Raw genomic sequence first — 22,775 nt, forward strand, 5'->3', positions numbered from 1 at the left:
ATGGATATTTTAAAAGTAAAGGATTTAAACTTATATTACGGGAAAAATCATGCAATTAAAGATATAAACATGAATATTAAAGAAAAAGCAGTAACTGCTCTTATTGGACCATCAGGATGTGGTAAATCTACATTTTTAAGATGTTTAAATAGAATGAACGATCTTATTGATAATGTAACTGTTAAAGGTGAAGTTATGTTTGAAGATAAGAATATGTATTCAGGTAATTACGATGTGACTGAATTAAGAAAAAGGATAGGTATGGTATTTCAAAAGCCTAATCCATTTCCAACTTCAATTTATAATAATATAACATATGGTCCAAAGTTACATGGAATTAGAGATAAGAAAAAACTAGATGAAATTGTTGAAAAAAGTCTTAAAGGTGCAGCTTTATGGGATGAAGTTAAAGATAGATTAGACAAAAGCGCTATGGGACTTTCAGGAGGACAACAGCAGAGATTATGTATAGCTAGAACTTTAGCAATTGAACCAGAAATTATCCTTATGGATGAGCCAACATCAGCTCTAGACCCAATTTCAACGGCAAAAGTTGAGGAGCTTATACAAGAAATAAAGAAAAAGTACACTGTAGTTATTGTTACACATAATATGCAGCAAGCAGCAAGAATATCAGATTATACAGCCTTTTTCTTAACTGGGGAAGTTATTGAATTTAATAATACTGATGACATATTCACTAACCCAAGAGATAAGAGAACAGAAGATTATATTACAGGAAGATTTGGATAAAGACTGTATACATTCAATTGATTGAGTTACTTTACAGGTGAGGCATAATAGAGAAATATTGCGAAGTAAAAGATAACTTGGAAATTGAAAATGGAAAGTGGAAAACGATGGAGGTTTTGCTCCGCAAAACTACATTTTATTGTTCTTAAGAACAAGAGGGGTTTGCTCATTTTATCTTTAGATAAAATATTGTAATTTAGAATACAAGGTTTCATCACGATGAAACGAGTAAACTATTCTTTTTCGAAGAACAATATGATTAAAATTTCTCGAAGAGAAATATCCTACGTTTTCAACTTTCAATTTTCCACTTTCAATTCGCTTTTCTAAAGCACAATAGTTTCTTATTATGCAATAACAAGTTAACGAAGAAGAGTATCAAATGTTTATGTAAAATCTGAGAGAAGGTGATTATTAATGGTAAGGAATATATTTAAGAATAACATAAAAGAGCTTCATAAGGATATTGATGAGATGGGAAGTTTTGTTGCAACAATGGTAAGTCAATCAATTGAAGCTTTAAAGAATAAAGATATTGAGCTCGCACAAAAAGTGATAGAGAATGACGATATAGCAGATAAATATGAGATAGATATTGAAGAAAAAGCTATAATCTTGGTAGCTCGTCAGCAGCCCATGGCAAGTGATTTGAGAGATATTTTCACAGTCACTAAGGTTGTAACAGATCTTGAAAGAATTGCTGATTTAAGTGTTGACATTGCAAAAATTACAATAAGGTTAAAGGATCAAGAGTATATTAAGAAGCTTATTGATATTCCAAGAATGGCCGGGATAATTGATGGTATGTTAAAGGATGCTTTAGAGGCCTATTTCAAAAAAGATATTCATATGGCTAAAAAAACATGTAAAATTGATGATGAAATAGATAGTTTAAATGATCAAATCTTCGCTGAGTTATTGATGAAAATGATGGAGAAGCCTGCTATGATAACTCAATCAAGTCAATTTTTATTTGTGTGTAGACATTTAGAAAGAATAGCTGATCATATTACAAATATTTGTGAATGGACTTATTATACTGTAACAGGAGAACATGTAGATTTAAATCAATAGAGTGTTTATTAAAGAAAATCATAAATAAGTATATAGAAAGATAAGTGAATTTAATGCTTATCTTTTTATTATATTTGAATTTACGGTAAAGATTAGATAAATGATTTTAAAATGTAATATCAAAAATGCCTTTAAGAAGCAAAAGTATAGGTATACTTCCTAATGGAAACATTAATATATGTAGTGAAAAATATATTGTGTTGACCCTTATAATTAATTAATGTTAAATAAAATAATAAAATATTATGTAAATCGTATAATATAGTCATTCTGGTACATATTTCATTGACTAAATATGTGCTTTGTTGTATTATTACAAAGGATAGGTATTATCTTTTATCATTCACATGTTTGTGTTGTTTGGCATATAAGTTTTTCAGAAATACTAACATAGTGATTATTGGAGGAAATATGATTAACATCATTGCAAAAGTTAAAATAGATAGTATAGCAGAGGAAGTAGGTATTGAATGTGGAGACAAACTACTTTCTATAAATGGAAACGAAATAAAAGATATTATTGATTATAGATTCCTTATTGCTGACGACTATTTAGAAATTGAAGTTGAAAAAGAAAATGGGGAAATATGGGAAATTGATATTGAAAAAGATTATGAAGAAAAATTAGGATTAGAATTCGAAGAAGGAATTCTAGATATAGCGAGAAGTTGCAAAAATAAATGTTTATTTTGTTTTATTGACCAGCTTCCAAAGGGAATGAGAGAAACTTTGTACTTTAAGGATGATGATTCAAGATTATCATTTTTACAGGGAAATTTCATAACACTTACAAATATGAATGACGAAGAAATAGATAGGATTATTAAGTATAAAATAAGTCCAATAAATATTTCAGTGCATACTACAAATCCAGAACTGAGAGTTAAAATGCTCAATAATAAAAATGCTGGAAAACTGTATGAAAGAATGGAGAGGATGGCAGAAGCCGGAATAATAATGGGATGCCAAATTGTTTTGTGTCCTGGAATTAATGATGGAAAAGAATTAGAACGAACAGTGAATGATCTTTATAAACTTTATCCTATGGTTCAAGATGTAGCTGTTGTACCTATTGGTATAACTAAGCATAGAGAAAACTTGCCTGACATTGAAATATATAATAAGGAAACTGCTCTGAAGCAGATAAAAGATTTAAATAAGTTACAAGATAAGTTTTATAAGGAAGTGGGTAGCCCTTTTGTGAGACTCGCTGATGAGTTTTATGTTATGGCTAATGAGGAAATACCAGAAAGTGAGTTTTATACGGAATTCGCTCAATTGGAAGATGGAATAGGGATGTTAAGAATGTTTAGAAATAACATTGAAAACAACCTGAAAGAGCTTTCAAAAGAAAAGCGTGGTGTGTTTACCTTTGTAACAGGTGCATCTGCATATAAGGAAATTAAAAGAGCTTCTGAACTAATGATGAGTAAGAATAGGGCTCTTGATATTAGAGTGGAGATGATCACAAATGAGTTCTTTGGTGAAACAATAACAGTTACAGGATTGTTAACTGGGCAAGATATTGTTAGACAGCTTAAAGAGAAAGAGTTAGGGGAATTTATTATACTTCCTGATAATGTTATAAAACGTGGGTATGAGCTTGGTGAAGGCGTAGATAAGTTGCTTCTTGATGATTATACAGTAGAAAGAATTGAAGAAGAACTTGGAAGAAAAGTATTAGTAGTTGATTATACTGGTGAAGATTTAATTCACCAAATGAATAAGGTAATGAAGGAGCGATAATATGGGTAGAAAATTTGTGGCAGTTGTAGGAAGACCTAATGTTGGTAAATCTACTTTATTTAATAGATTAGCAGGTGAAAGAATATCTATAGTTGATGATAAACCAGGAGTAACTAGAGATAGAATATATGCTAAAGCTGATTGGTTACAGCATGAATTTACTTTAATAGATACTGGTGGTATAGAACCAAAAGCAAATGATGTAATTTTAGCTCAAATGAGAAGGCAAGCACTTATAGCTATAGAAACTTGTGATGTAATAATGTTTGTAGTTGATGGTAAATTAGGAATGACTGATGCTGATAATGAAGTAGCTATGATGCTTAGAAAATCTGGTAAGCCAGTTGTTCTTGTTGTTAATAAGCTAGAAAAAAGATCAGAAGAAGCAAACCTTTATGAGTTTTACAATTTAGGCTTAGGAACTCCAATGCCTATTTCGGCTACACAAGGACTTGGACTTGGAGATATGCTTGATGAGGTTGTAGCTCATTTTGATGACATAGCAGAGGAAGAAGAAGATGAGAACATCGTAAGAGTTGCTTTTATGGGTAAACCTAACGTAGGAAAATCATCATTGATAAACAAACTTATTGGGGAAGAAAGGAATATTGTAAGTAATATTCCTGGTACTACAAGGGATTCAGTTGATTCATATGTTGAGACAGAAGATGGTCAGTTTATATTAATTGATACTGCTGGTATAAGAAGAAAATCTAAAATTAAGGAGCAGATTGAAAGATACAGTGTAATTAGAAGTTTTGCTGCAATAGAAAAAGCTGATGTATGTGTTTTAATGATTGATGCAACAGAAGGCGTAACAGATCAAGATGAAAAGATTATTGGATTTGCTCATGATCAAAGCAAAGCTCTAATGGTTATCGTTAATAAATGGGATCTTATTGAGAAAGATAATAAGACTTTTGAGAACTTTAAGAAAGACGTTCAACAAGATTTAAAGTTTGCTCCATATGTGAAGTTCTTATTTATTTCAGCTTTAACTGGGCAAAGAGTACACAAAGTAATGCAAGTTGTTAAGGAATGTTATGAAAGTTATAATAAAAGAATTTCAACTGGTGTGCTTAATGAAGTAGTTTCACAGGCAGTTCTAATGAATGAACCACCAATTGTTTCTAATAATAGACTTAAAATTTACTATGTTACACAAGTAGCATCTAAGCCACCTACGTTTGTATTTTTTGTTAATAATCCAGAGTTATTACACTTTTCTTACAAAAGATATCTTGAAAACCAATTAAGAAGTGCTTTTGGTTTTGAAGGAACAGGAATTAAGCTGATATTTAGGGAAAGGAAAGATAGTTAATGAAAAAAATAGCTTTTATAGGTGGAGGCAGCTTCGGTACGGCACTTTCAATGGTATTAGGGGATAAAGGATATGAAATTACTGTTTACGATAGAAAAGAAGAAGTTGTAGAGGAAATCAATAAAAGTAGTAAAAATTCCTTATATTTAAAAGACTGTGTATTACCTGAAAATGTTAAGGCAACACTTAAGATTGAAGAAGCTCTTAAAGGAGCTGAAATGGTTGTTATTGCAGTGCCATCACATGCTGTTAGAGATGTATGTAAAATGATGAGTAAGCACATTCCAAGTAATACTATAATTACAAGTGTTGCAAAAGGAATAGAGCAAGGTACATTAAAAAGAATGTCTCAGATTATTGAAGAAGAAATACCTCAATGCATACCTGTTATTTTATCAGGACCTAGTCATGCTGAAGAGGTTGCATTAAAAATGCCAACAACATTAGTGGCAGCCTCGAAAAATAGAGAAGCTGCACTTACAGTACAAGATGAATTTATGACACCAAATTTAAGAGTATACACTAATGATGATATTATCGGAGTTGAAGTTGGAGGAGCTGTAAAAAATATAATAGCTTTCTCAGCTGGAGTATTAGATGGTATTGGATATGGAGATAATGCAAAAGCAGCATTGATGACTAGAGGAATGAGTGAAATTGTTCGTGCAGGGGAAAAATTAGGAGGAAAGCAGGAAACTTTCTATGGACTTACTGGAATGGGTGATTTGATTGTTACTTGTACTAGTATGCATAGTAGGAATAGAAGAGCTGGTATTCTCCTTGCTAAAGGATATTCAGAAAAAGAAGCATGTAAAGAAATTGGCATGGTTGTTGAAGGAATTAAGGCATGTAGAGCATTTCATGAACTTAGTGAGAAGATGAATGTAAGTATGCCAATAACGAATTGTTTATATAGAGTACTTCAAGGTGAATTAAAACCTGAGGAAGCTACTAAAGAACTTATGACAAGAGAAAAGAAAAGCGAATTTTAATTTAAAAGAGAATGTAGAATTGATAATGTATAATGGAGAATGATTGAGATTTCTCTCCGAGAAACTTTATTTTATTGTTCCTTGGACAATTATGATTTACTTGTTTCATAAGTACAATATTTTATCCTTGGATAAAATGAGTAAAACCTTATCTTTCTAAAGAACAACAAGCTGTAGTTTCTGCGGATGCAGAAACATCCTTCATTATCCATTATACATTATACATTATCAATTTGTTTTTTTAGCACGCATTGCGTGCTTTTTTTAATTTCTTGGTATAAAAGATAAAAACCTTCAATATATATATATTGTTAATATGTATAAAAAAGGAGGGTATATCTTGGAGAACTTTGATATATATAAGGATATAGCTGAAAGAACCCAAGGTGACATTTATGTTGGTGTTGTAGGGCCTGTTAGAACAGGGAAATCAACATTTATTAAAAGATTCATGGATCTTATGGTAATACCAAACATACAAAATGTTCATAAGGCTGAAAGAGCGAAAGATGAGTTGCCTCAAAGCGCATCTGGGAAAATGATTCATACTACTGAGCCAAAGTTCGTGCCAAATGAGGCTATTGATATTTCAATAGCTAACGAGATAAAATTGAAAGTGAGAATGGTTGACTGTGTAGGTTATATCGTTAAAAATGCACTTGGTTATCTCGAAGGAAGCAAACCTAAGATGGTTCACACTCCATGGTATGATTATGAGATACCATTTGAGGAAGCGGCAGAAATTGGAACTAAAAAGGTGATTAATGAACATTCTACAATAGGAATACTGATGACTACCGATGGTAGTGTTACTGGTATTCATAGGGATGAGTATCTTGAGGCTGAAGAGAGAGTTGTAAATGAACTTAAGGCAATCAACAAACCATTCATAATTATACTTAACAGTAGAGAGCCAGATTCACCTGAAACTCAAGATTTAAGAAGAGAAATGGAAGATATGTATAACATACCTGTTGAAGCAATGGACGTAATGAATATGGGCGAAGTACAGATAAAAGACATATTTGAAAAAATATTAAAAGAATTCCCTATTAAAGAAATAAGCATAAATATGCCAGAATGGATTGATATGCTTGAACCAGACAATTGGATGAAGATGAAATTTGTTAATGTAGTTAAGGGAATGGCAGGAGATATTTTAAAAGTAAGAGATGTTAGAAGCCAGCTACAAAATGCTAATGTAATGGAAAGTGACATAATGGAAGAGTTTGTGATAGATGAGATTAATATGGGTGAAGGTACTGCAGTTGTAGATATTAAGCCTAAAAAAGGATTGTTCTATAATCTTTTAGGAGATATGACAGGACATGAGATTAAATGTGATTATGATCTGTTCACTCTATTCAAAGACTTCCATACAGCAAAGGTGAAATATGATAAGGTTGCAGAAGCACTGAAGAGTGCAGAGGAAACAGGATATGGGATGGTACCACCTCAATTATGTGAAATGAAGTTGGAAAATCCAGAGCAATATAGACAAGGAAATAGATTCGGAGTGAAGTTAAAAGCTAGTGCTCCATCATTGCATATGATTAAGGCTGACATCCAAACTGAAATTGCACCTCTAATTGGAAGTGAAAAAGAAAGTGAAGACATGTTAAAATCTATGCTTGATAAGATAGATGATGAACCAGACACAATTTGGAAAAGCAATATGTTTGGTAAATCATTAGAAGTTTTGGTTAAAGAAGGACTTCAGAAGAAGTTATTCAAGATGCCAGAAGATGTACAATTTAAAATCCAGAAGACATTAGAGAAAATCATCAATGAGGGTAATGGTGGATTAATTTGTATTATACTATAAAAAATAAAAAAATATTTATATGATATTTTTTAATAAAAGAGCTAATAATAAGCTCTTTTATTATTTTTTGTTGATAAAGAAAGGGGATTTTGTTACAATATAGTTGCAAATAAAACTATTAGTGAATCGAAATATATTTATTTTATGAGTAAATATAGAATAAATGGACATTAATAAATATAGCTGAACAGGAGGAGTAGATTTACATGAGTAGTAGAACGGAAATGCTGGGAAAGGGAAAAATAAGCAAAGTTTTATTAAAGCTTTCTTTACCAGCCACTGTTGGAATGATTGTTAATGCTTTGTATAATGTTGTTGATGCTTTCTTCGTTGGAAGATATGTTTCACAAGAAGCACTGGGAGCCCTTACAGTTGCAATGCCTGTACAGATGGTCATAATGGCATTTGCTTTAATGATTGGTATAGGTGCAGCATCACTTCTTTCAAGAAGCTTAGGAGCAAAAGAAATTGAAAAGGCTGATCACGTTGTTGGAAATGCTATTATTTCAATTCTAGCAGTAAGTATAACAATTAGTGTGTTTGGGTTAATATTTATTAACACCTTAATGAATGCTTTTGGTGCTACTTCAGACATATTGAGTTATGCTAAAGATTATACATCTATTATTTTAATTGGAACCTTATATTTTCCCTTTGTAATGGCATGTAACAACCTTATAAGAGCTGAGGGAAATGCAATGGATTCAATGATGATAATGATAATAGGGACTGGTTTAAATTTAATATTAGATCCTATTTTTATTGGAGTCTTTAATATGGGAATTAAAGGAGCAGCATATGCTACAATATTATCCCAATTCGCTTCTTTAATATACATTTTTAGATATTATCTTAAAGGAAAGAGCTCAATAAAGCTAAAGAAAAAACATTTTAAAATTAATTTTGGTATTATTTCTGAAATTTGTACTGTTGGTTTTTCATCATTTCTAAGAAACTTCTTAGCTAGTGGAATTGCAATTTTAGTGAATAACATGTTAAAGGAATTTGGAGGTTCAGACGCATTGAGTATTTATGGTGCAGTGAATAGAATTACTATGTTCTTATTTATGCCTCTATTTGGTGTTATTCAAGGGATGCAGCCAATTGCAGGATTTAATTATGGAGCAAAAAAATATGATAGGGTACTTGAAGTAGTTAAGCTTACTACAATTGTTACTATTGTTATTGCGTCATTAGGTGTTGTTATTGGTGAGTTGTTCGCGGAACCGATTGTAGGAGTATTTTTCAAAAATAAGGCTCTAGTAGGGGATGCTGCAATGGTTCTTAGAATCTTAATATCTATGATACCTATTGTTGGTATACAGATAGTGGGAGGTTCATTATACCAATCGCTCGGTAAAGCGTTGCCATCTTTTGTAATTACAATGTTAAGGCAGGTAATTATATTTATACCTTTATTATTAATATTGCCAGTAGTAATGAAAAATAAATTACTAGCTGTCTGGATAACATATCCTTTATCAGACTTGCTATCAACATTAATTACAAGTATTTTAATAATGGCTGAATTAAGAAAAATAAGAAGGTTACATGAGACAACTATACATTAGTGATAATTTGTATAAATAATGATACGCAGGAAGCAAAAAAGCCGTGAAAAATTCACGGCTTTTTTTATATAAGATTAAATTTTTATTAAATTAATGTTTTAGTTGAATGTCACCAATTGAAAAATCAACAAATTTAAAACTCTCTTTTATACTCATTTTATTCTGAACAGTTATAAAATCTTTTGAAATGTAAATTATTTTTCCTTTAAAACTTTTAGAAGATACTCTAGGTTTATTAATTAAAATCTCAACTTGCTGCTGTAATTTAAAATCAGTAGAACTCATCTTTTGAACCTCCTATTTACGTATTTGTATGAATATGGTATTTATAAAATATCAATATAGTATAACTTAATTATCCTTTAAAATATCTAAAGGTGAATTTCCATCTATGCTAATTATCATTATTTCATTTGTTTTCATCCATTTTATATTTCCACTTTCATCACAAACTGCAACCATAGGAATTACTCCTTCGTCTGCTCTAGGAAGTCTATTTACCATAAATGTGGAAGGTTTTGATGTTTTGTAAGCCGCAAAACCTGTTCCCACTAATATAAAATTTTTATCAGTAGTTATTTGTTTAACAATAGTTTTCATAATATTCAACCCCTTCAGTAATACTTTGCTAATGTAAAGTATTGTTAGTTTGAATCATTAATATCAATTTTCGATATTATAATAAATAACTACAACAATAACTAGTAATTTACAGAAACAATTTTTTTATAATTTAAAGTTGTTACTTTTATTATTATAACACATAAGCATAAAAATTGCAAAAGTCAATATTATAAATTTGTATATTTGACATATTTAGTAATAGTTAAGTGGCTTTCAAATGTGATTTATGAATTAATTAATTTATTTATTACTGTTTACATAGCACTGTTTTTCTATTTATATTTAATAAAAAAACTTTTTAAATATGATATAATAAAATATATTTTTAAAATTTAATGTTTTGGAGGAGTAGTGCATGGGCCAACGAATTGAAATGCCTAGATATGTAAAAATTGCAGTAGATGTGGCGGTGCGAATACATAAAGGGGATTTACAGGAAGGTGTAAAATTAAGAGGGCGATCAATTTTAGCCAGTGAATACAATGTTTCACCTGAGACTATACGAAAAGCAATGAAAATACTTGATGATACAGGTGTTGTAGAGGTAAATAAGGGGAGTGGAGTAATTGTAAAGTCAAAAGAAAAAGCTTTAGACTTTATAAATGGGTTTAAAGATAAAGAAACCATTGGAATGATTAGGAGTAATATTAAAAGTCTACTTCAACAAAGAAAAGAAGTAGAAAGACAAATTAACGAATTAAATCAAAAAATAATAGATTATTCATATAGATTTAAGAATGCAGATTTAATTGACCCTGTAGAAATTGAAATACCTGAGTATTCTAATATAATAGATAAAAGTGTTGGAGAATGCAGATTTTGGCACAATACTGGTGCTACCATTTTAGGTATAAAAAGAGATGATAAAGTTAATATATCACCCGGTCCTTACTGGGAATTTAAAGCAAAAGATATTTTGTTAGTAGTTGGTGATGAAGGAGTACTTGAGAGAATAAAAAAGTATTTTAATGATATTGAGTAATTTAATATATACATAGAAGATTCATAATAAAATTTTTAAAAGCCTATGCATAAGCATGGGCTTTTTCAGTAAAAATAGTATAATATGTTTCATTACATAACTACATAAATTATTAAGTTAAAGTTGAAAAAGTAAATAATCCACTTCTGAGATACTTATAATCATTTTTTAAGGATTCTGTAACTTCGTATAATAATAAATAGGATTCACCATCTAAATCATACGTATTAATTAATTTATCTAAGGATTCATATACTGATTTTAAGTTGTAGACTGCTGAAAGACATATTTCTGTTTCATTCTCTAATCTCTCTAAATCCTTTTGATCTTTAAAGAGTGTAATAGCACCTAAAAGACCAGTATTACTACTTGGGTTTATATTGAGTAACCTCAATCTAGTAGATAGTTGTTCAGAATAGTTAATCATCTTAGACTTTATATGTAGAAACATATCTTTAGATGGTCCAGCAGGCAATAATTTTAAGTGAGATTTAAATGATTCTATACCCAAATTAAGAAACCTTAAAGCACTTTCTAAGCTTTGAGTTATATTCATTTCTGTTAAATTATTCATATTTACTCCTCTTATATTAGTGATTAGATATTTATATTATTTTATGATATATTATTAATAATATTAGAGGAAATATAGATATGTAATGAATATAAATGGATAGAGAGGTATAATGATGGATAATCCTATTAAAATGAAATTAGGAACTTTATGTTACATTGAACATGATGGAAAGATATTATTATTAAAACGGAATAAAAAAGAAAATGATGTTCATGAAGGTAAATGGATTGGATTAGGAGGAAAGATAGAACAAGGAGAATCGCCTGTAGAATGTATTATTAGAGAAGTTGAAGAGGAAAGTGGTTTGAAAATATTAGATCCAAAATTAAGAGGAATACTTACATTTCCAAAGTTTAAAGACAATATTGATTGGTATGTATTTTTGTATACTGCCACTGAATTTTCAGGTGAGTTGATTGATTCTCCAGAAGGACATTTGGAATGGATAGAAAAAGATAAAGTTTTAGAAATGCCAACTTGGGAAGGGGATTTGATTTTTTTGAATCTATTATTAAAAGATCAAAGTAATTTCGAAATAAAGTTTGAATATAATACTGAAGGAAAACTTGATTCTTATACAATTTATTAAATATTGATGTATATGATTAAAGAATCAATAAATGTAGATAATAATTATAAGTAACATTTTTAAGGAGTCAAGCCTTCATTCCTTATGAAGATAGGGAAAAATGAGTGTTTTTGGAGGAAATAAATGTTTGATTTAAATTTTATTAAGGGAAAATGGAATATTGTTCAAAGTACTGATGAGTATTATTTGAAGGAGATAAATAGAAGATTAAATATCAACTTCAAAATTAAAAATAGTTCAATATTAGAAGTGAGAAAATTAAAAAAAGAAAAAGTACGAGTCTATAGTAAAAAATACAAAAATAAAAATGGAATATTATGTTTTAATAGGAAATTTCTTTTCTTCAAATTACCAATTAAATTCTGTGTTATTGGTTATGATGAAAATTCAGAATGGCTAATAATTGCAAGAATAAACTCAATTTTAAATAAATTGCAAATAGATGTATTGAGCAGAGGAAATCAGTTGAATAGTAATGACATATACATTATTAGAAAAAAAATTAGTTCTATTGATTATACAGCAGGATATTTAAAGTATCTTAAGAATGTGAATTAAAGAAAATATGAAGGGATAAAAATAAAATAATTCATAAAAATAAATTTTTTTAATAAAAATGTTGACAATATGAAATTAACAAGATATAATAAATTCATAAAGTTTAACAAAGTAAAGTAATAAAACGTTGATAAGGAGAGTACTTATAAATAGAAATTACAGCGAGTCGGTGATAGTGGAAGATCGATATGGAGTTTATAAGGAAGAACACCTTTGAGTTTCAATCTGAAATGATTTATCAGAGTAGGTGATGACGGGAGCTGACCGTTATATCAGATAGGTATCGAGGAATTTCTGTACCGAAAAGAGAGCTTTTGCTAATTAAGGTGGCACCGCGGATAATACTTTCGTCCTTTACATTTATAGGATGGGAGTTTTTTTATTATATTTTTTACTATATTTTTTAAAATAAGCTTATTTTCATATTAAAAAATAAAAAGAGTTTAAAATTACAGAGGAGGAATAATATTATGAGTAAATTAATGTTACCAAAAGGATACGAATCAAAACTAAGTCTTAGAGAAACTGAAATCGCTATAAAGAAGATAAAGGATCATTTTGAAAGAATGTTAGCTGAGAAATTAAACCTTACAAGAGTTTCTGCACCATTATTTGTGTTTCCAGAAACGGGTTTGAATGATAACCTAAATGGGGTTGAGAGAGCTGTAAGTTTTGATATAAAGGATATTGAAGGGCAATCAGCTGAAATAGTTCATTCTTTAGCTAAGTGGAAAAGACTTGCATTATATAGATATGGATTTGAAAGTGGGACAGGATTATACACAGATATGAATGCAATAAGAAGAGATGAAGAACTTGATAACTTACATTCCTTATATGTAGATCAGTGGGATTGGGAAAAAATAATTTCAAGAGAAGAGCGTACATTAGGAAAATTAAAAGAAATTGTTAAAGATATATATGATGTATTTAAGAAAACAGGTGAATATATATGTAGTGAATACAGGGAGCTTGAGCTTGAGTTGCCAGAAGAAATCACATTCATTACAAGTCAAGAGCTAGAGGATATGTATAAAGGATTAAGTTCTAAAGAAAGAGAAGATGCAATTTGTAAAGAAAAAGGTGCTGTTTTTATTATTGGAATTGGGGGAGAATTGAAGTCAGGAGAATCACATGATGGACGTTCACCAGATTATGATGATTGGACTTTAAATGGAGATATATTATTCTGGAATCCTGTATTAGGTAGAGCATTTGAGTTATCATCAATGGGTATTAGAGTAGATAAAGAAAGTTTATTGAAGCAGCTTGAAGTAAGGGATTGTTTAGATAGAAGTAAATTTTCATTTCATAAGATGATTTTGGAAGATGAATTACCCTTAACTGTTGGTGGGGGAATTGGTCAATCAAGAATATGTATGTATTTCTTAAATAAAGCGCATATTGGAGAGGTACAAGCAGCCTTATGGCCGCAAGAAATGATTGATAAATGTACTGAACATGGAATAGAGTTACTATAATAAAAGATAGAGGGTTTACAAGATATGTCTTGTAAGCCCTCTATCCACTTTAGGTGGATTTTTTATATTATGTGGACATTTCTTTTGGAGTAAAAGGAGAATAAAATAGTACTATAAGTTACTATATGATTATCAATAAAGAGGTGAAAGTGTGAATAAAGTACGAGTAGGTATATTGATGGGTGGAATATCAAGTGAAAGAGAAGTCTCTTTGATGACTGGAAGAGAGATTATTAAAAAGATTAATAAAGAAAAGTATGTGATAGAAGAAATTATATTAAATAATAAAAATGAAGTTTTTGAAAAGGTAAGAGATATTGATTTAGCTTTTATTGCACTTCATGGGGAATTTGGTGAAGATGGGACTATACAAGGAGCACTTGAGGTTATGGGTATACCTTATACTGGGACAGGTGTGCTAGGGAGTGTTTTGTGTATGAATAAACAGTTATGTAAAAATGTTATGAATGATATAGGTATACTAACTCCAAAGTGGATAGAAGTAAATGGAATAACAGAGAAGAGGGAAGAAAATAATGAGTTGACAATAGGTATAGATTACTTCACTAGAATAATGATCAGATTAGAAAAAGCTCAAATTAAAGCTCCATTAGTAATTAAGCCTGCTTCTGGTGGATCAAGTTTAGGGATTAGTATCATAAATGATTATAGTGAGTTGAATGAGGGGATTTGTAAGGCATTAACTTATGATAAGAATATAATTATTGAAGAATTTATTCAGGGAGATGAATTAACAGTTTCAATTCTAGAGGGTAAAGTACTTCCTATTGTTAAAATTCAACCTGAACATAAGTGGTTTGATTATACAAGTAAATATAAAAGCGACAAAACAATAGAACATGTTATAAAATTACCTGAGCAGTTAGAGAAGAAAATTAAAAATATTTCAAAAAAGTGCTGGGAGAAGTTTAAACTAGATGTTTATGGTAGAATAGATGTAATCATTAAAAAAGATGATGTGTATGTTTTGGAAATAAATACCTTACCTGGATTAACTGAAAAGAGCTTATTTCCTATTAGCGCAAAAGAAGTAGGAATATCATATGAAGAACTTTTAGATGAGATTATAGTAGTTTCTCTTAATAAAAGGTTTAGAAGGTAATAATAGAATTTTAGGAGGATAAAGATGTTTTTTATTCAATTTAATGAGAATAAAAAAAAATATATTCAATTAGCAGATTATATTAAGAACATGATAGAGAATGGTAGTTTAACATATGGTGGTAAGCTGCCATCAACAAGGGAATTGAGTGAAGAATTAAAAATAGGTAGAAGCACTGTTATGAAAAGTTATGAACTTTTAGAGATGGAAGAATATATTTATACCATTAAAGGAAAAGGAACCTTCATTAATCAATTAAAGATAAAGCGAGATAATGAAAAAAAATCACCCCAAAGTGTAAGTATTAATTGGGAAAGTAGCATTAATAACTATGCGAAAAGAGCAGTAGATTTAGATATTATGAAATGGGATGCTCAGTATAAAAAAGGAATGATATCATTTAAATCAATTGCTCCTGATGGTGATACATTTGATATTGAGGGGTTTAAAAGAGCCTTTTACAACAGATTATCCATTGAGGGAAGTAATTTATTGAATTATGGATATGCAAAAGGGTATAAGCCTTTAACAGAGTGGCTGTTAGAGTATATTAAAGATAAGGGTGTTAATATTGAAGGTAAAGATATACTTATAACTAATGGCTTTACTGAAGGATTAAATTTGGCACTATCTGCGATTTGTGAAAGTGGAGATAAGGTGATATGTGAGAATCCTACACATAACACAGCCATAAAGATAATGAAGATGAGAGATATTCAAATAATTGGAGTGGATATAAAAAGTAGAGAGGGTATAGACACTAATGAACTTAAAAAAATAATAAATAATAATGATGTAAAGGCTGTATTTTTAATACCTTCATATCATAATCCAACAGGACTTGTTATGAGTTATGAGAAGAGAGAAGAAATTTATTCAATTTTATCTGAAAAGAATATTCCTATTATAGAAGATTGGTTTGCAGAAGAATTAAATTATAGTGGTGATCATATAAAATCAATTACTGCTATTGGAGGAAGTAATAATAACGTTATTAATATAGGAAGCTTTTCAAAGATTCTTTTTCCAGGCATGAGAATAGGGTGGATTTTTGCAGATAAAGAATTAATTGATGTTCTTGAGAGTATAAAAAGGGCGATGAATATCCATACCTCCTTTATTGATCAAGGAATTTTATATGAGTATTTAAAGAGTGAACAATTTCCACAGTTTATAAAGAGAATAAGAAGAAGGTATAAACAAAAATATGAGCTTATGAAAGAAATGGTGGAAGAGGAAATTAAGTATGAGTATCTTTGGGGGGATGGGGGATTATATATGTATGTGATACTTAATGAAAAAATAAAAGTAAGGACATTGCTAGAAAGGTGCATAAAGAGGGGCGTTATTTTTACATGTGGTGATGTTTTTAGTGTTTCTAATATCCAGAGTAATGGGATAAGTTCAAATAAAGTTAAAATAGAGAATGGATTAAGGTTAGGGTTTTCAAAATTGAAGAATAGTGAAATTAAAAAGGGAATAAAAATTATAGGGGAAGAAATTGAAGAAATGCTTAATAATAACTCACAAAAAGATTCCTTAAAATAGGAGTTTTTTTGTGAGTTAATTTATATTATGTTTTACTTCCTTGGTTTGTTTTGTGTCCAGTCTTAAGGAAACATATTAATAAAGTTAATATTGGAATTACGATTTGCAAGGGTAGATGAATATATTTAATTACAAAATCTAATCCAATATCCAAATGGTGAAGATAGTTTTTTGCCATGATAAGTGCTAAGAATAACATTATAATTCCTATAAAAAACGAGACTATTTCTGTATTTTTAAGTTTTATTTTTTTGTATTCAAAATCCTTAATTGATATTATTTGAAGTATTCCCATGACTGAAACGTACATAAATAGACTAACTTTGAAAAAGCCTCCAATCATTAATAAAATCACAAATAATACATCTAATCGTGTTAAAAACTCAACTAAGTCTATTCGTTGAACAACGTCAAAAAATGGACAAAGGGCATTAAGTGCTTGAGGAACGCCTAATGTAATTATCAACAGGATAGTACTTAAGGACAAGATAATACCTTCAAAAATAATAGATAGTATAGCTACTTTTCGTACTTTTTCTGGTTTTGAAACATAAGGATAAATCATTGTAAATAATATTGTTTCACCATAAGGAAATGTTATAAGTGGCCATCCTTTTTTTATTATACTAATAATACCATCTTGTAATACAGGTCTAAGATTAGATGGATTTAAAACATTCTCCATCAAAAGTAAAAGTCCCCATACCAAAAAAGGTACAAAAATTATAATTATAAAGAAGAATTGTGCAGTACTAGCTATAGTTTTTAGTCCATTGTTTACGCTATATATTACTATTAAAGTAAATATAATTCCTGTATAAATCATTGGAGTTAGACTTAACTGAGTAATTTTTATAATCTCTAAAAAATCTCTAATATTTCGTGACCCGATGTAGGTGAAATAAGAAATATATATAACACTTAATATACTTCCTAACACTTTGCCATATATTTTAGGTAGATAAGTTACTAACGTGTCTTTTGGATACTTATAAAATAAAGTAGTATAAATTAATTGAAGTATTATTCCCCCTAGGGAGTATATTAGCATAGCTATCCATGCATCTTGTTTGGCTTCAGCTCCTAAGTAAAAAAGAATTGCTGTACCATATGGGAGTAAAACCATTAAGATAAATAATTGATATAAGTTTAATTTAGGTTTCATGAATTTTAAGTCCTCATAATTTATGCATAATTTACACATTTATCTATTAATACATATTTTGTGCTTAAAACAGAGAAATATGAGTTTAATTATATATATTCTCAAAATAAAGATTGTCACCATTGATTAGTACATATTAATGGTGACAATTCATATATCAACAAAGATTACGAAATTAAGCTATATTAGAAAGCAGGAATTATTGCTCCTTTATATTTTTCCTCAATAAATTTCTTGATTTCATCGCTCTGTAAAGTTTCAGTAAGTTTTTTGATCATTTCATTATTCTTGTTTTTTTCAAGTACGGTAATAATATTAGCATAAGGTGATTCTTTTCCTTCAATTAATAGTGCATCCTCTGTAGGATTTAAATCGGCATCAAGGGCGTAATTTGTATTTATTACGGCTAGAGCTACATCATTTAGAGTTCGTGGAAGCATAGCTGCTTCAATCTCAGTAAACTCTAAGTTATGTGGGTTCTCAGCGATGTCATTTTTATAATAGGATGACAAGTTTGTTGGATCCTTTAAAGTTATTATTCCATTATTATGTAGAAGAATTAGAGCTCTTCCATGGTTAGTTGGATCATTTGGTAATGTTACGGCTGCTCCATCTGGAATATCTTTTATATCAGTTATATTTTTTGAGTAAACACCTAAAGGTTCAACATGAATGCTTCCTGCACTTACCAGGTCATAGCCTTTATCTTTTGCAAAAGAATTCATATATGGTGTGTGTTGAAAGAAGTTTGCAAGAATTTCTTCATCATATAATGCCTCATTAGGTTTAATATAATCATTGAACTCAATGATTTGTAATGTAATACCATCCTTCTCAAGGATAGGCTTAACATAGTTTAAAATTTCTGCATGAGGAACTGGTGTAGCACCAATTTTTAAAACATTTTTTTCAGCTGTCTTTTTTGAAGCACCACATGAAGATAGAGTAAAAATTGAAAGTAAAGCAAATAAAGTAAATAGAATTTTAGTATATTTTTTCATTTTAACATCTCCTTTGATTATTTTTTATTATAATAATTAGATAATTTATTACCTAAAAATTGTATTAACATAACAAGGCATATAAGCACTATTACTGAAGCAAATAATACATCATTTTGTGATCGCTGATAACCAAAGCGAATTGCAAGATCTCCAAGACCGCCACCTCCAATTATTCCAGCCATTGCAGAATAACCAATCTGAGCTATTACTGTTATGGTAGTTCCTAAAATCAATTGAGATAATGACTCAGGAAGCATGACTTTTAAAATAATAAGCTTAGGAGGAGTTCCCATTGCATGAGCAGCTTCAATTATTCCAGGAGATAACTCTTTTAATGAGGATTCAACGATTCTTGCAAAAAAAGGTATAGAAGCAAAAATAAGAGGAACAATAGCTGCATTAGTACCTATAGAAGTACCTACTATGAATCTTGTAAAAGGAGTAACAGCAATCATTAAAATAACAAAAGGTACTGAGCGACCTATGTTTACTATCCATGATAAAATTGTATTTATAAATTTATTCGGCATTATGTTTCTTTCTTCAGTCACTACTAGTAGAATCCCTATTGGTAAGCCAAAAAGAATAGTGAAGAGAATTGATAAACATACCATATAAAGGGTTTCTAGTGTTGATGGCAATAAAAGATCTAATAATCTCATTATTTAATTACCTCCGCTTCTACTGATGATTCTTTTAAAAACTCCAATGTCTTATTTAAAATAAGATTGTTGTCTTCAATTTCTATAACTAGATTTCCTAGAACTATATCTCCAATACTATCAATTTGTCCATTAATAATATTTACGTCAATATTCAACAAACGGCTTAATCTTGATATTATAGGAGCTTTTGCTGAGGAATGAGTATAGGTTAAATATATAACTTTTCCATGGCAACTATCTATAATATCTTTCTTTTCATTAATTAATGAGTCTTTATGAATTTTCTTCTCATAATCTATAAAGAAATCAGAGCACCTTCCAGAATATAAACACTTTCCATCAATTAGATGAGTAACAGTATTACAGATTTCTTTTATAACATCCATTTCATGAGTAATAAGAATGATTGTAATGTTGAATTTTTTATTAATACTCTTTAAAAGTTCAAGAATTTGTTTTGTTGTTTTTGGGTCCAGTGCTGATGTTGCCTCATCACATAAGAGAAATTCAGGATTATTTGCTAATGCTCTTGCTATAGCTACCCTTTGTTTCTGTCCACCACTTAGTTCAGCAGGATATGATGAAGCTTTGGTAGATAAGGAAACAAGAGCAAGGAGTTCCATAACTCTAGTGTGAATTTCTTCTTTAGGCACTTTTGATAATTCTAAAGGGAAAGCTATATTATCATATACAGTTCTTGTACTTAATAAATTAAAGTTTTGAAAAATCATACCTATATTTTGTCTGAAATTCCTAAGTTCTTTATCAGATAATGACATTATATTTGTACCATTGATTTCAATAGTACCCTTTGTAGGTGTTTCTAATCGGTTTATACAACGAAGAAGTGTTGATTTACCAGCGCCACTTTCGCCTATTATTCCGTGAATTTTCCCTTTTTCTAACTGCAGATTGATATTATCTAAAGCTTTAAAGGTTTTGAACTTCTGATTAAATGTTTTTTCTAAATTATTTATTTTTATCAATACTGTATCTCCTTTCACTGGTATTATTATGTATATATAATTTAATAAGTTAATGAATTAACTTGTTAAAGGGTATAAGGTATAAAAATAATCTTAATCGTAAGGAAATTTTAAAAATAAAAAACTTCCTTCGATAAGAAGGAAGTAACATTTACAGATTAAGATTGTTATTTCTTCTCATCTACCGATACGAATATATCGCAGGATTTAGCACCTTACATAAGTAGGTTGCTGGGTTTCATAGGGCCAGTCCCTCCACCGCTCTTGATAAGAGTAGCACTTATTAAATTTTAAAATATGTTTTTCATTATACATATGATTCAATAGCTTGTCAACATAAAAATATTTGTTTATAATTGTATTAAGAAAAATATTTAATCAACGAATTAAATATAGGGGTTTAATTTTTATCTTTTTTTATGTATATAAATGTACTAGATATAGAAATACTGTAACTAGGGAGTAATCATTCAGGAATAGAATGAAAATTTAACAAAATTTGAGGAGGAATTAAAATGATACCAACACCCCATATTGAAGTAAAAGAAAAAGGAATTATAGCAAATACGGTTTTAATGCCAGGAGATCCTTTACGTGCTAAATTTATTGCCGATACATTTTTAGAAAATGTTGAAAGATTCAATACTGTACGTAATGTTTTCGGGTATACAGGTACATATAACGGAAGAAAAATATCAGTTATGGCAAGTGGAATGGGGATGCCAAGTATTGGAATTTACTCATTTGAACTATTTAAGTTTTATGGAGTTGAAAATATAATTCGTATAGGTTCATGTGGAGCGTACACAGCTGATTTAAATTTATATGATGTAATATTAGCTACAGAAGCTTGGAGTGAATCATCTTTCGCTAAAGTTCAAAGTGGATATGCCAAGGATGTCATAGCTGCATCTCCTGAGTTAAATAGTAAGTTAGAAAAATTCGCTAATGATTTAGGGATTGAAATTCATAAAAACAGAATTCACTCAAGTGATGTATTCTATCGTGAAAACTTTGAAGAGTACAAAGAAATATTTGAAAAGCATGGATGTACAGCTGTTGAAATGGAGTCTTTCGCTCTTTTTCACAATGCAAATGTACTAGGTAAAAAGGCTGCGTGTCTATTAACTGTTTCAGATAGTTTAGTAACACATGAAGTAACAACTTCTGAAGAAAGACAAAATGCATTTACAAATATGATGAAAATAGCTTTAGAAATGGCAGAATAAAAATATCTCCACTTTAAACTTGTTATTAAGCACGGTACTCCGTGCTTTTTTAATATATTAAATATAAATTTGTCATTATTAACATATACTTTTTTAAGAAAAAATTTATTGGGCAATATCAGGAGGGATTATGGAAATTAAAGAAGGCATTCTTTTTAAAAGAGCAAGTATTGACCAAAAAAGATATTTTAAAAATATGAATTTGTTAAAAAGACGTCTTTGTTTTTTAGCGTATAAAGATGATAAAATCATTGGTACGATTGAATTTAGAATTCATAATAGGGTAAATGCAACCATAGAACATATTAATATTTCATGGGAAAAGAGGGAATATCATTTGGAGCTTATGGAGGGATTTATTCAGGAATTTCTATGGTGGAATGAATATATAAATAAAATTTATATTAAAACTTCAATCATGAAAAAAATCACTTTAGATGAACAGGATATATATATAGCTGGATTCAGAAAAGAAAAGTTATATATATATTCAAATCCAAATCCAAGTGAGATCTTTAAGATTAAGCTTGCTGAAGTGTGTCCTAGTCAATTAACAGTTGAGAAAAATAAATTGAATCAATTAAGTGAGTGGGTAAAATCTTCTGAAGATATTATCTGTACATTTATAAAAATTAATGGTAAATCAGTTTGTATAGATGGACATACTAGGCTTGTTTACTCGTTTTTAAATAATTTTAAATTTATTTACGGAATATATAGTAAAGATTGTGATAATTCTGATCTTTATGAAGAAACATTAAGATGGTGTAAAGAAGATGGGATTCTTACAGTTGAAGACCTTTTAAGCAATATAGTAGATAAAGAAGAACATCATAAAAGATGGATTTCAAGATGCAGTAATTATTTGAATAGTGTATAATATGGATATAAATCAAATTATTACTACAAGATGCATTCTTAACATTTATCCCAATTGAACGATAAATTATTATGACATCAAA

22 protein-coding genes, 1 riboswitch and 1 other annotated feature are annotated in these 22,775 nt (G+C 29.5%); of the genes, 15 read left to right on the forward strand and 7 right to left on the reverse strand.

Annotated features, from left to right (window positions below):
* The 7 genes from pstB to OW730_RS13090 all read left to right on the forward strand — a co-directional run bounded on the left by pstB (position 1) and on the right by OW730_RS13090 (position 9,282).
* Positions 1-753, forward strand: a complete 753-nt coding sequence (gene pstB / locus OW730_RS13060) for a phosphate ABC transporter ATP-binding protein PstB (protein ID WP_271229566.1) — start codon at positions 1-3, stop codon at positions 751-753.
* A 417-nt stretch (positions 754-1,170) separates the two neighbouring features.
* Positions 1,171-1,827, forward strand: coding sequence for a phosphate signaling complex protein PhoU (gene phoU, locus OW730_RS13065; protein ID WP_271229453.1), 657 nt, complete (start codon positions 1,171-1,173; stop codon positions 1,825-1,827).
* 411 nt (positions 1,828-2,238) lie between these two features.
* Positions 2,239-3,573, forward strand: a complete 1,335-nt coding sequence (locus OW730_RS13070; RefSeq protein ID WP_271229454.1) for a DUF512 domain-containing protein — start codon at positions 2,239-2,241, stop codon at positions 3,571-3,573.
* A gap of 1 nt (position 3,574) precedes the next feature.
* On the forward strand, positions 3,575-4,894 hold the full coding sequence (der, locus tag OW730_RS13075) for a ribosome biogenesis GTPase Der (protein ID WP_271229455.1): 1,320 nt from the start codon (positions 3,575-3,577) through the stop codon (positions 4,892-4,894).
* The gene (locus OW730_RS13080) at positions 4,894-5,886 is read left to right on the forward strand and encodes an NAD(P)H-dependent glycerol-3-phosphate dehydrogenase (protein WP_271229456.1); all 993 of its coding nucleotides are present in this window, start codon (positions 4,894-4,896) and stop codon (positions 5,884-5,886) included. Before der ends, OW730_RS13080 begins: the two co-directional genes overlap by 1 nt.
* Before the next feature lie 340 nt (positions 5,887-6,226).
* Positions 6,227-7,711, forward strand: coding sequence for a stage IV sporulation protein A (spoIVA, locus tag OW730_RS13085; RefSeq protein ID WP_271229457.1), 1,485 nt, complete (start codon positions 6,227-6,229; stop codon positions 7,709-7,711).
* A 206-nt stretch (positions 7,712-7,917) separates the two neighbouring features.
* Complete coding sequence (locus OW730_RS13090; protein ID WP_271229458.1) at positions 7,918-9,282, forward strand: MATE family efflux transporter; 1,365 nt, start codon at positions 7,918-7,920, stop codon at positions 9,280-9,282.
* 90 nt (positions 9,283-9,372) lie between these two features.
* On the opposite strand, the gene OW730_RS13095 is transcribed toward OW730_RS13090, so the two are convergent.
* Together OW730_RS13095 and OW730_RS13100 are read right to left on the reverse strand one after the other, a co-directional pair.
* Entirely contained in the window at positions 9,373-9,567 is a 195-nt protein-coding gene (locus tag OW730_RS13095) for a hypothetical protein (RefSeq protein WP_271229459.1), read from the reverse strand.
* 66 nt (positions 9,568-9,633) lie between these two features.
* The gene (locus OW730_RS13100; RefSeq protein ID WP_271229460.1) at positions 9,634-9,882 is read right to left on the reverse strand and encodes a hypothetical protein; all 249 of its coding nucleotides are present in this window, start codon (positions 9,880-9,882) and stop codon (positions 9,634-9,636) included.
* Between the two features lie 379 nt (positions 9,883-10,261).
* Here OW730_RS13100 and OW730_RS13105 point away from each other — a divergent pair, with 379 nt between their 5' ends.
* Complete coding sequence (locus OW730_RS13105) at positions 10,262-10,888, forward strand: TrkA C-terminal domain-containing protein (RefSeq protein WP_271229461.1); 627 nt, start codon at positions 10,262-10,264, stop codon at positions 10,886-10,888.
* Between the two features lie 112 nt (positions 10,889-11,000).
* Here the strand turns inward: OW730_RS13105 and OW730_RS13110 are convergent, their stop codons facing one another.
* Entirely contained in the window at positions 11,001-11,462 is a 462-nt protein-coding gene (locus tag OW730_RS13110; protein WP_271229462.1) for a hypothetical protein, read from the reverse strand.
* A 115-nt stretch (positions 11,463-11,577) separates the two neighbouring features.
* On the opposite strand from OW730_RS13110, the gene OW730_RS13115 reads away from it, so the two are divergent.
* The 5 genes from OW730_RS13115 to OW730_RS13135 all read left to right on the forward strand — a co-directional run bounded on the left by OW730_RS13115 (position 11,578) and on the right by OW730_RS13135 (position 16,764).
* Positions 11,578-12,054 carry an NUDIX hydrolase gene (locus tag OW730_RS13115; protein ID WP_271229463.1) on the forward strand — a complete coding sequence of 159 codons (477 nt, stop codon included), beginning with the start codon at positions 11,578-11,580 and terminating at the stop codon, positions 12,052-12,054.
* Between the two features lie 123 nt (positions 12,055-12,177).
* Positions 12,178-12,612 (forward strand): hypothetical protein, encoded by a 435-nt coding sequence (locus OW730_RS13120; RefSeq protein WP_271229464.1) that lies wholly within the window; start codon positions 12,178-12,180, stop codon positions 12,610-12,612.
* A 118-nt stretch (positions 12,613-12,730) separates the two neighbouring features.
* Positions 12,731-12,970, forward strand: a binding site (T-box leader).
* Between the two features lie 112 nt (positions 12,971-13,082).
* A complete protein-coding gene (gene asnA / locus OW730_RS13125) occupies positions 13,083-14,093 on the forward strand; it encodes an aspartate--ammonia ligase (RefSeq protein ID WP_271229465.1) in 1,011 nt (336 codons plus the stop codon).
* A 151-nt stretch (positions 14,094-14,244) separates the two neighbouring features.
* Positions 14,245-15,216, forward strand: a complete 972-nt coding sequence (locus tag OW730_RS13130) for a D-alanine--D-alanine ligase (RefSeq protein WP_271229466.1) — start codon at positions 14,245-14,247, stop codon at positions 15,214-15,216.
* Between the two features lie 24 nt (positions 15,217-15,240).
* Positions 15,241-16,764: an aminotransferase-like domain-containing protein gene (locus OW730_RS13135; RefSeq protein WP_271229467.1), complete on the forward strand. Its 1,524-nt coding sequence runs from the start codon at positions 15,241-15,243 to the stop codon at positions 16,762-16,764.
* Positions 16,765-16,789: 25 nt separating this feature from the next.
* On the opposite strand, the gene OW730_RS13140 is transcribed toward OW730_RS13135, so the two are convergent.
* The 4 genes from OW730_RS13140 to OW730_RS13155 form a co-directional block, all read right to left on the reverse strand.
* Positions 16,790-17,929, reverse strand: a complete 1,140-nt coding sequence (locus tag OW730_RS13140; RefSeq protein WP_271229468.1) for a GerAB/ArcD/ProY family transporter — start codon at positions 17,927-17,929, stop codon at positions 16,790-16,792.
* 185 nt (positions 17,930-18,114) lie between these two features.
* Positions 18,115-18,930 (reverse strand): MetQ/NlpA family ABC transporter substrate-binding protein, encoded by an 816-nt coding sequence (locus OW730_RS13145; protein WP_271229469.1) that lies wholly within the window; start codon positions 18,928-18,930, stop codon positions 18,115-18,117.
* Positions 18,931-18,947: 17 nt separating this feature from the next.
* On the reverse strand, positions 18,948-19,595 hold the full coding sequence (locus OW730_RS13150) for a methionine ABC transporter permease (RefSeq protein WP_271229470.1): 648 nt from the start codon (positions 19,593-19,595) through the stop codon (positions 18,948-18,950).
* Entirely contained in the window at positions 19,595-20,584 is a 990-nt protein-coding gene (locus OW730_RS13155; protein WP_271229471.1) for a methionine ABC transporter ATP-binding protein, read from the reverse strand. The genes OW730_RS13150 and OW730_RS13155 overlap by 1 nt, the downstream gene beginning before the upstream one ends.
* A gap of 174 nt (positions 20,585-20,758) precedes the next feature.
* Positions 20,759-20,858: riboswitch (SAM riboswitch) on the reverse strand.
* Between the two features lie 241 nt (positions 20,859-21,099).
* Here OW730_RS13155 and deoD point away from each other — a divergent pair.
* Positions 21,100-21,813: a purine-nucleoside phosphorylase gene (gene deoD / locus OW730_RS13160; RefSeq protein ID WP_271229472.1), complete on the forward strand. Its 714-nt coding sequence runs from the start codon at positions 21,100-21,102 to the stop codon at positions 21,811-21,813.
* A gap of 130 nt (positions 21,814-21,943) precedes the next feature.
* Positions 21,944-22,693, forward strand: coding sequence for a hypothetical protein (locus OW730_RS13165; protein ID WP_271229473.1), 750 nt, complete (start codon positions 21,944-21,946; stop codon positions 22,691-22,693).
* Positions 22,694-22,775: the final 82 nt, after the last annotated feature.

Origin of the sequence: Oceanirhabdus sp. W0125-5 (genome assembly GCF_027938815.1) — a bacterium.
In the GTDB taxonomy this organism is placed as follows: Bacteria; Bacillota; Clostridia; order Clostridiales; family Clostridiaceae; genus Oceanirhabdus.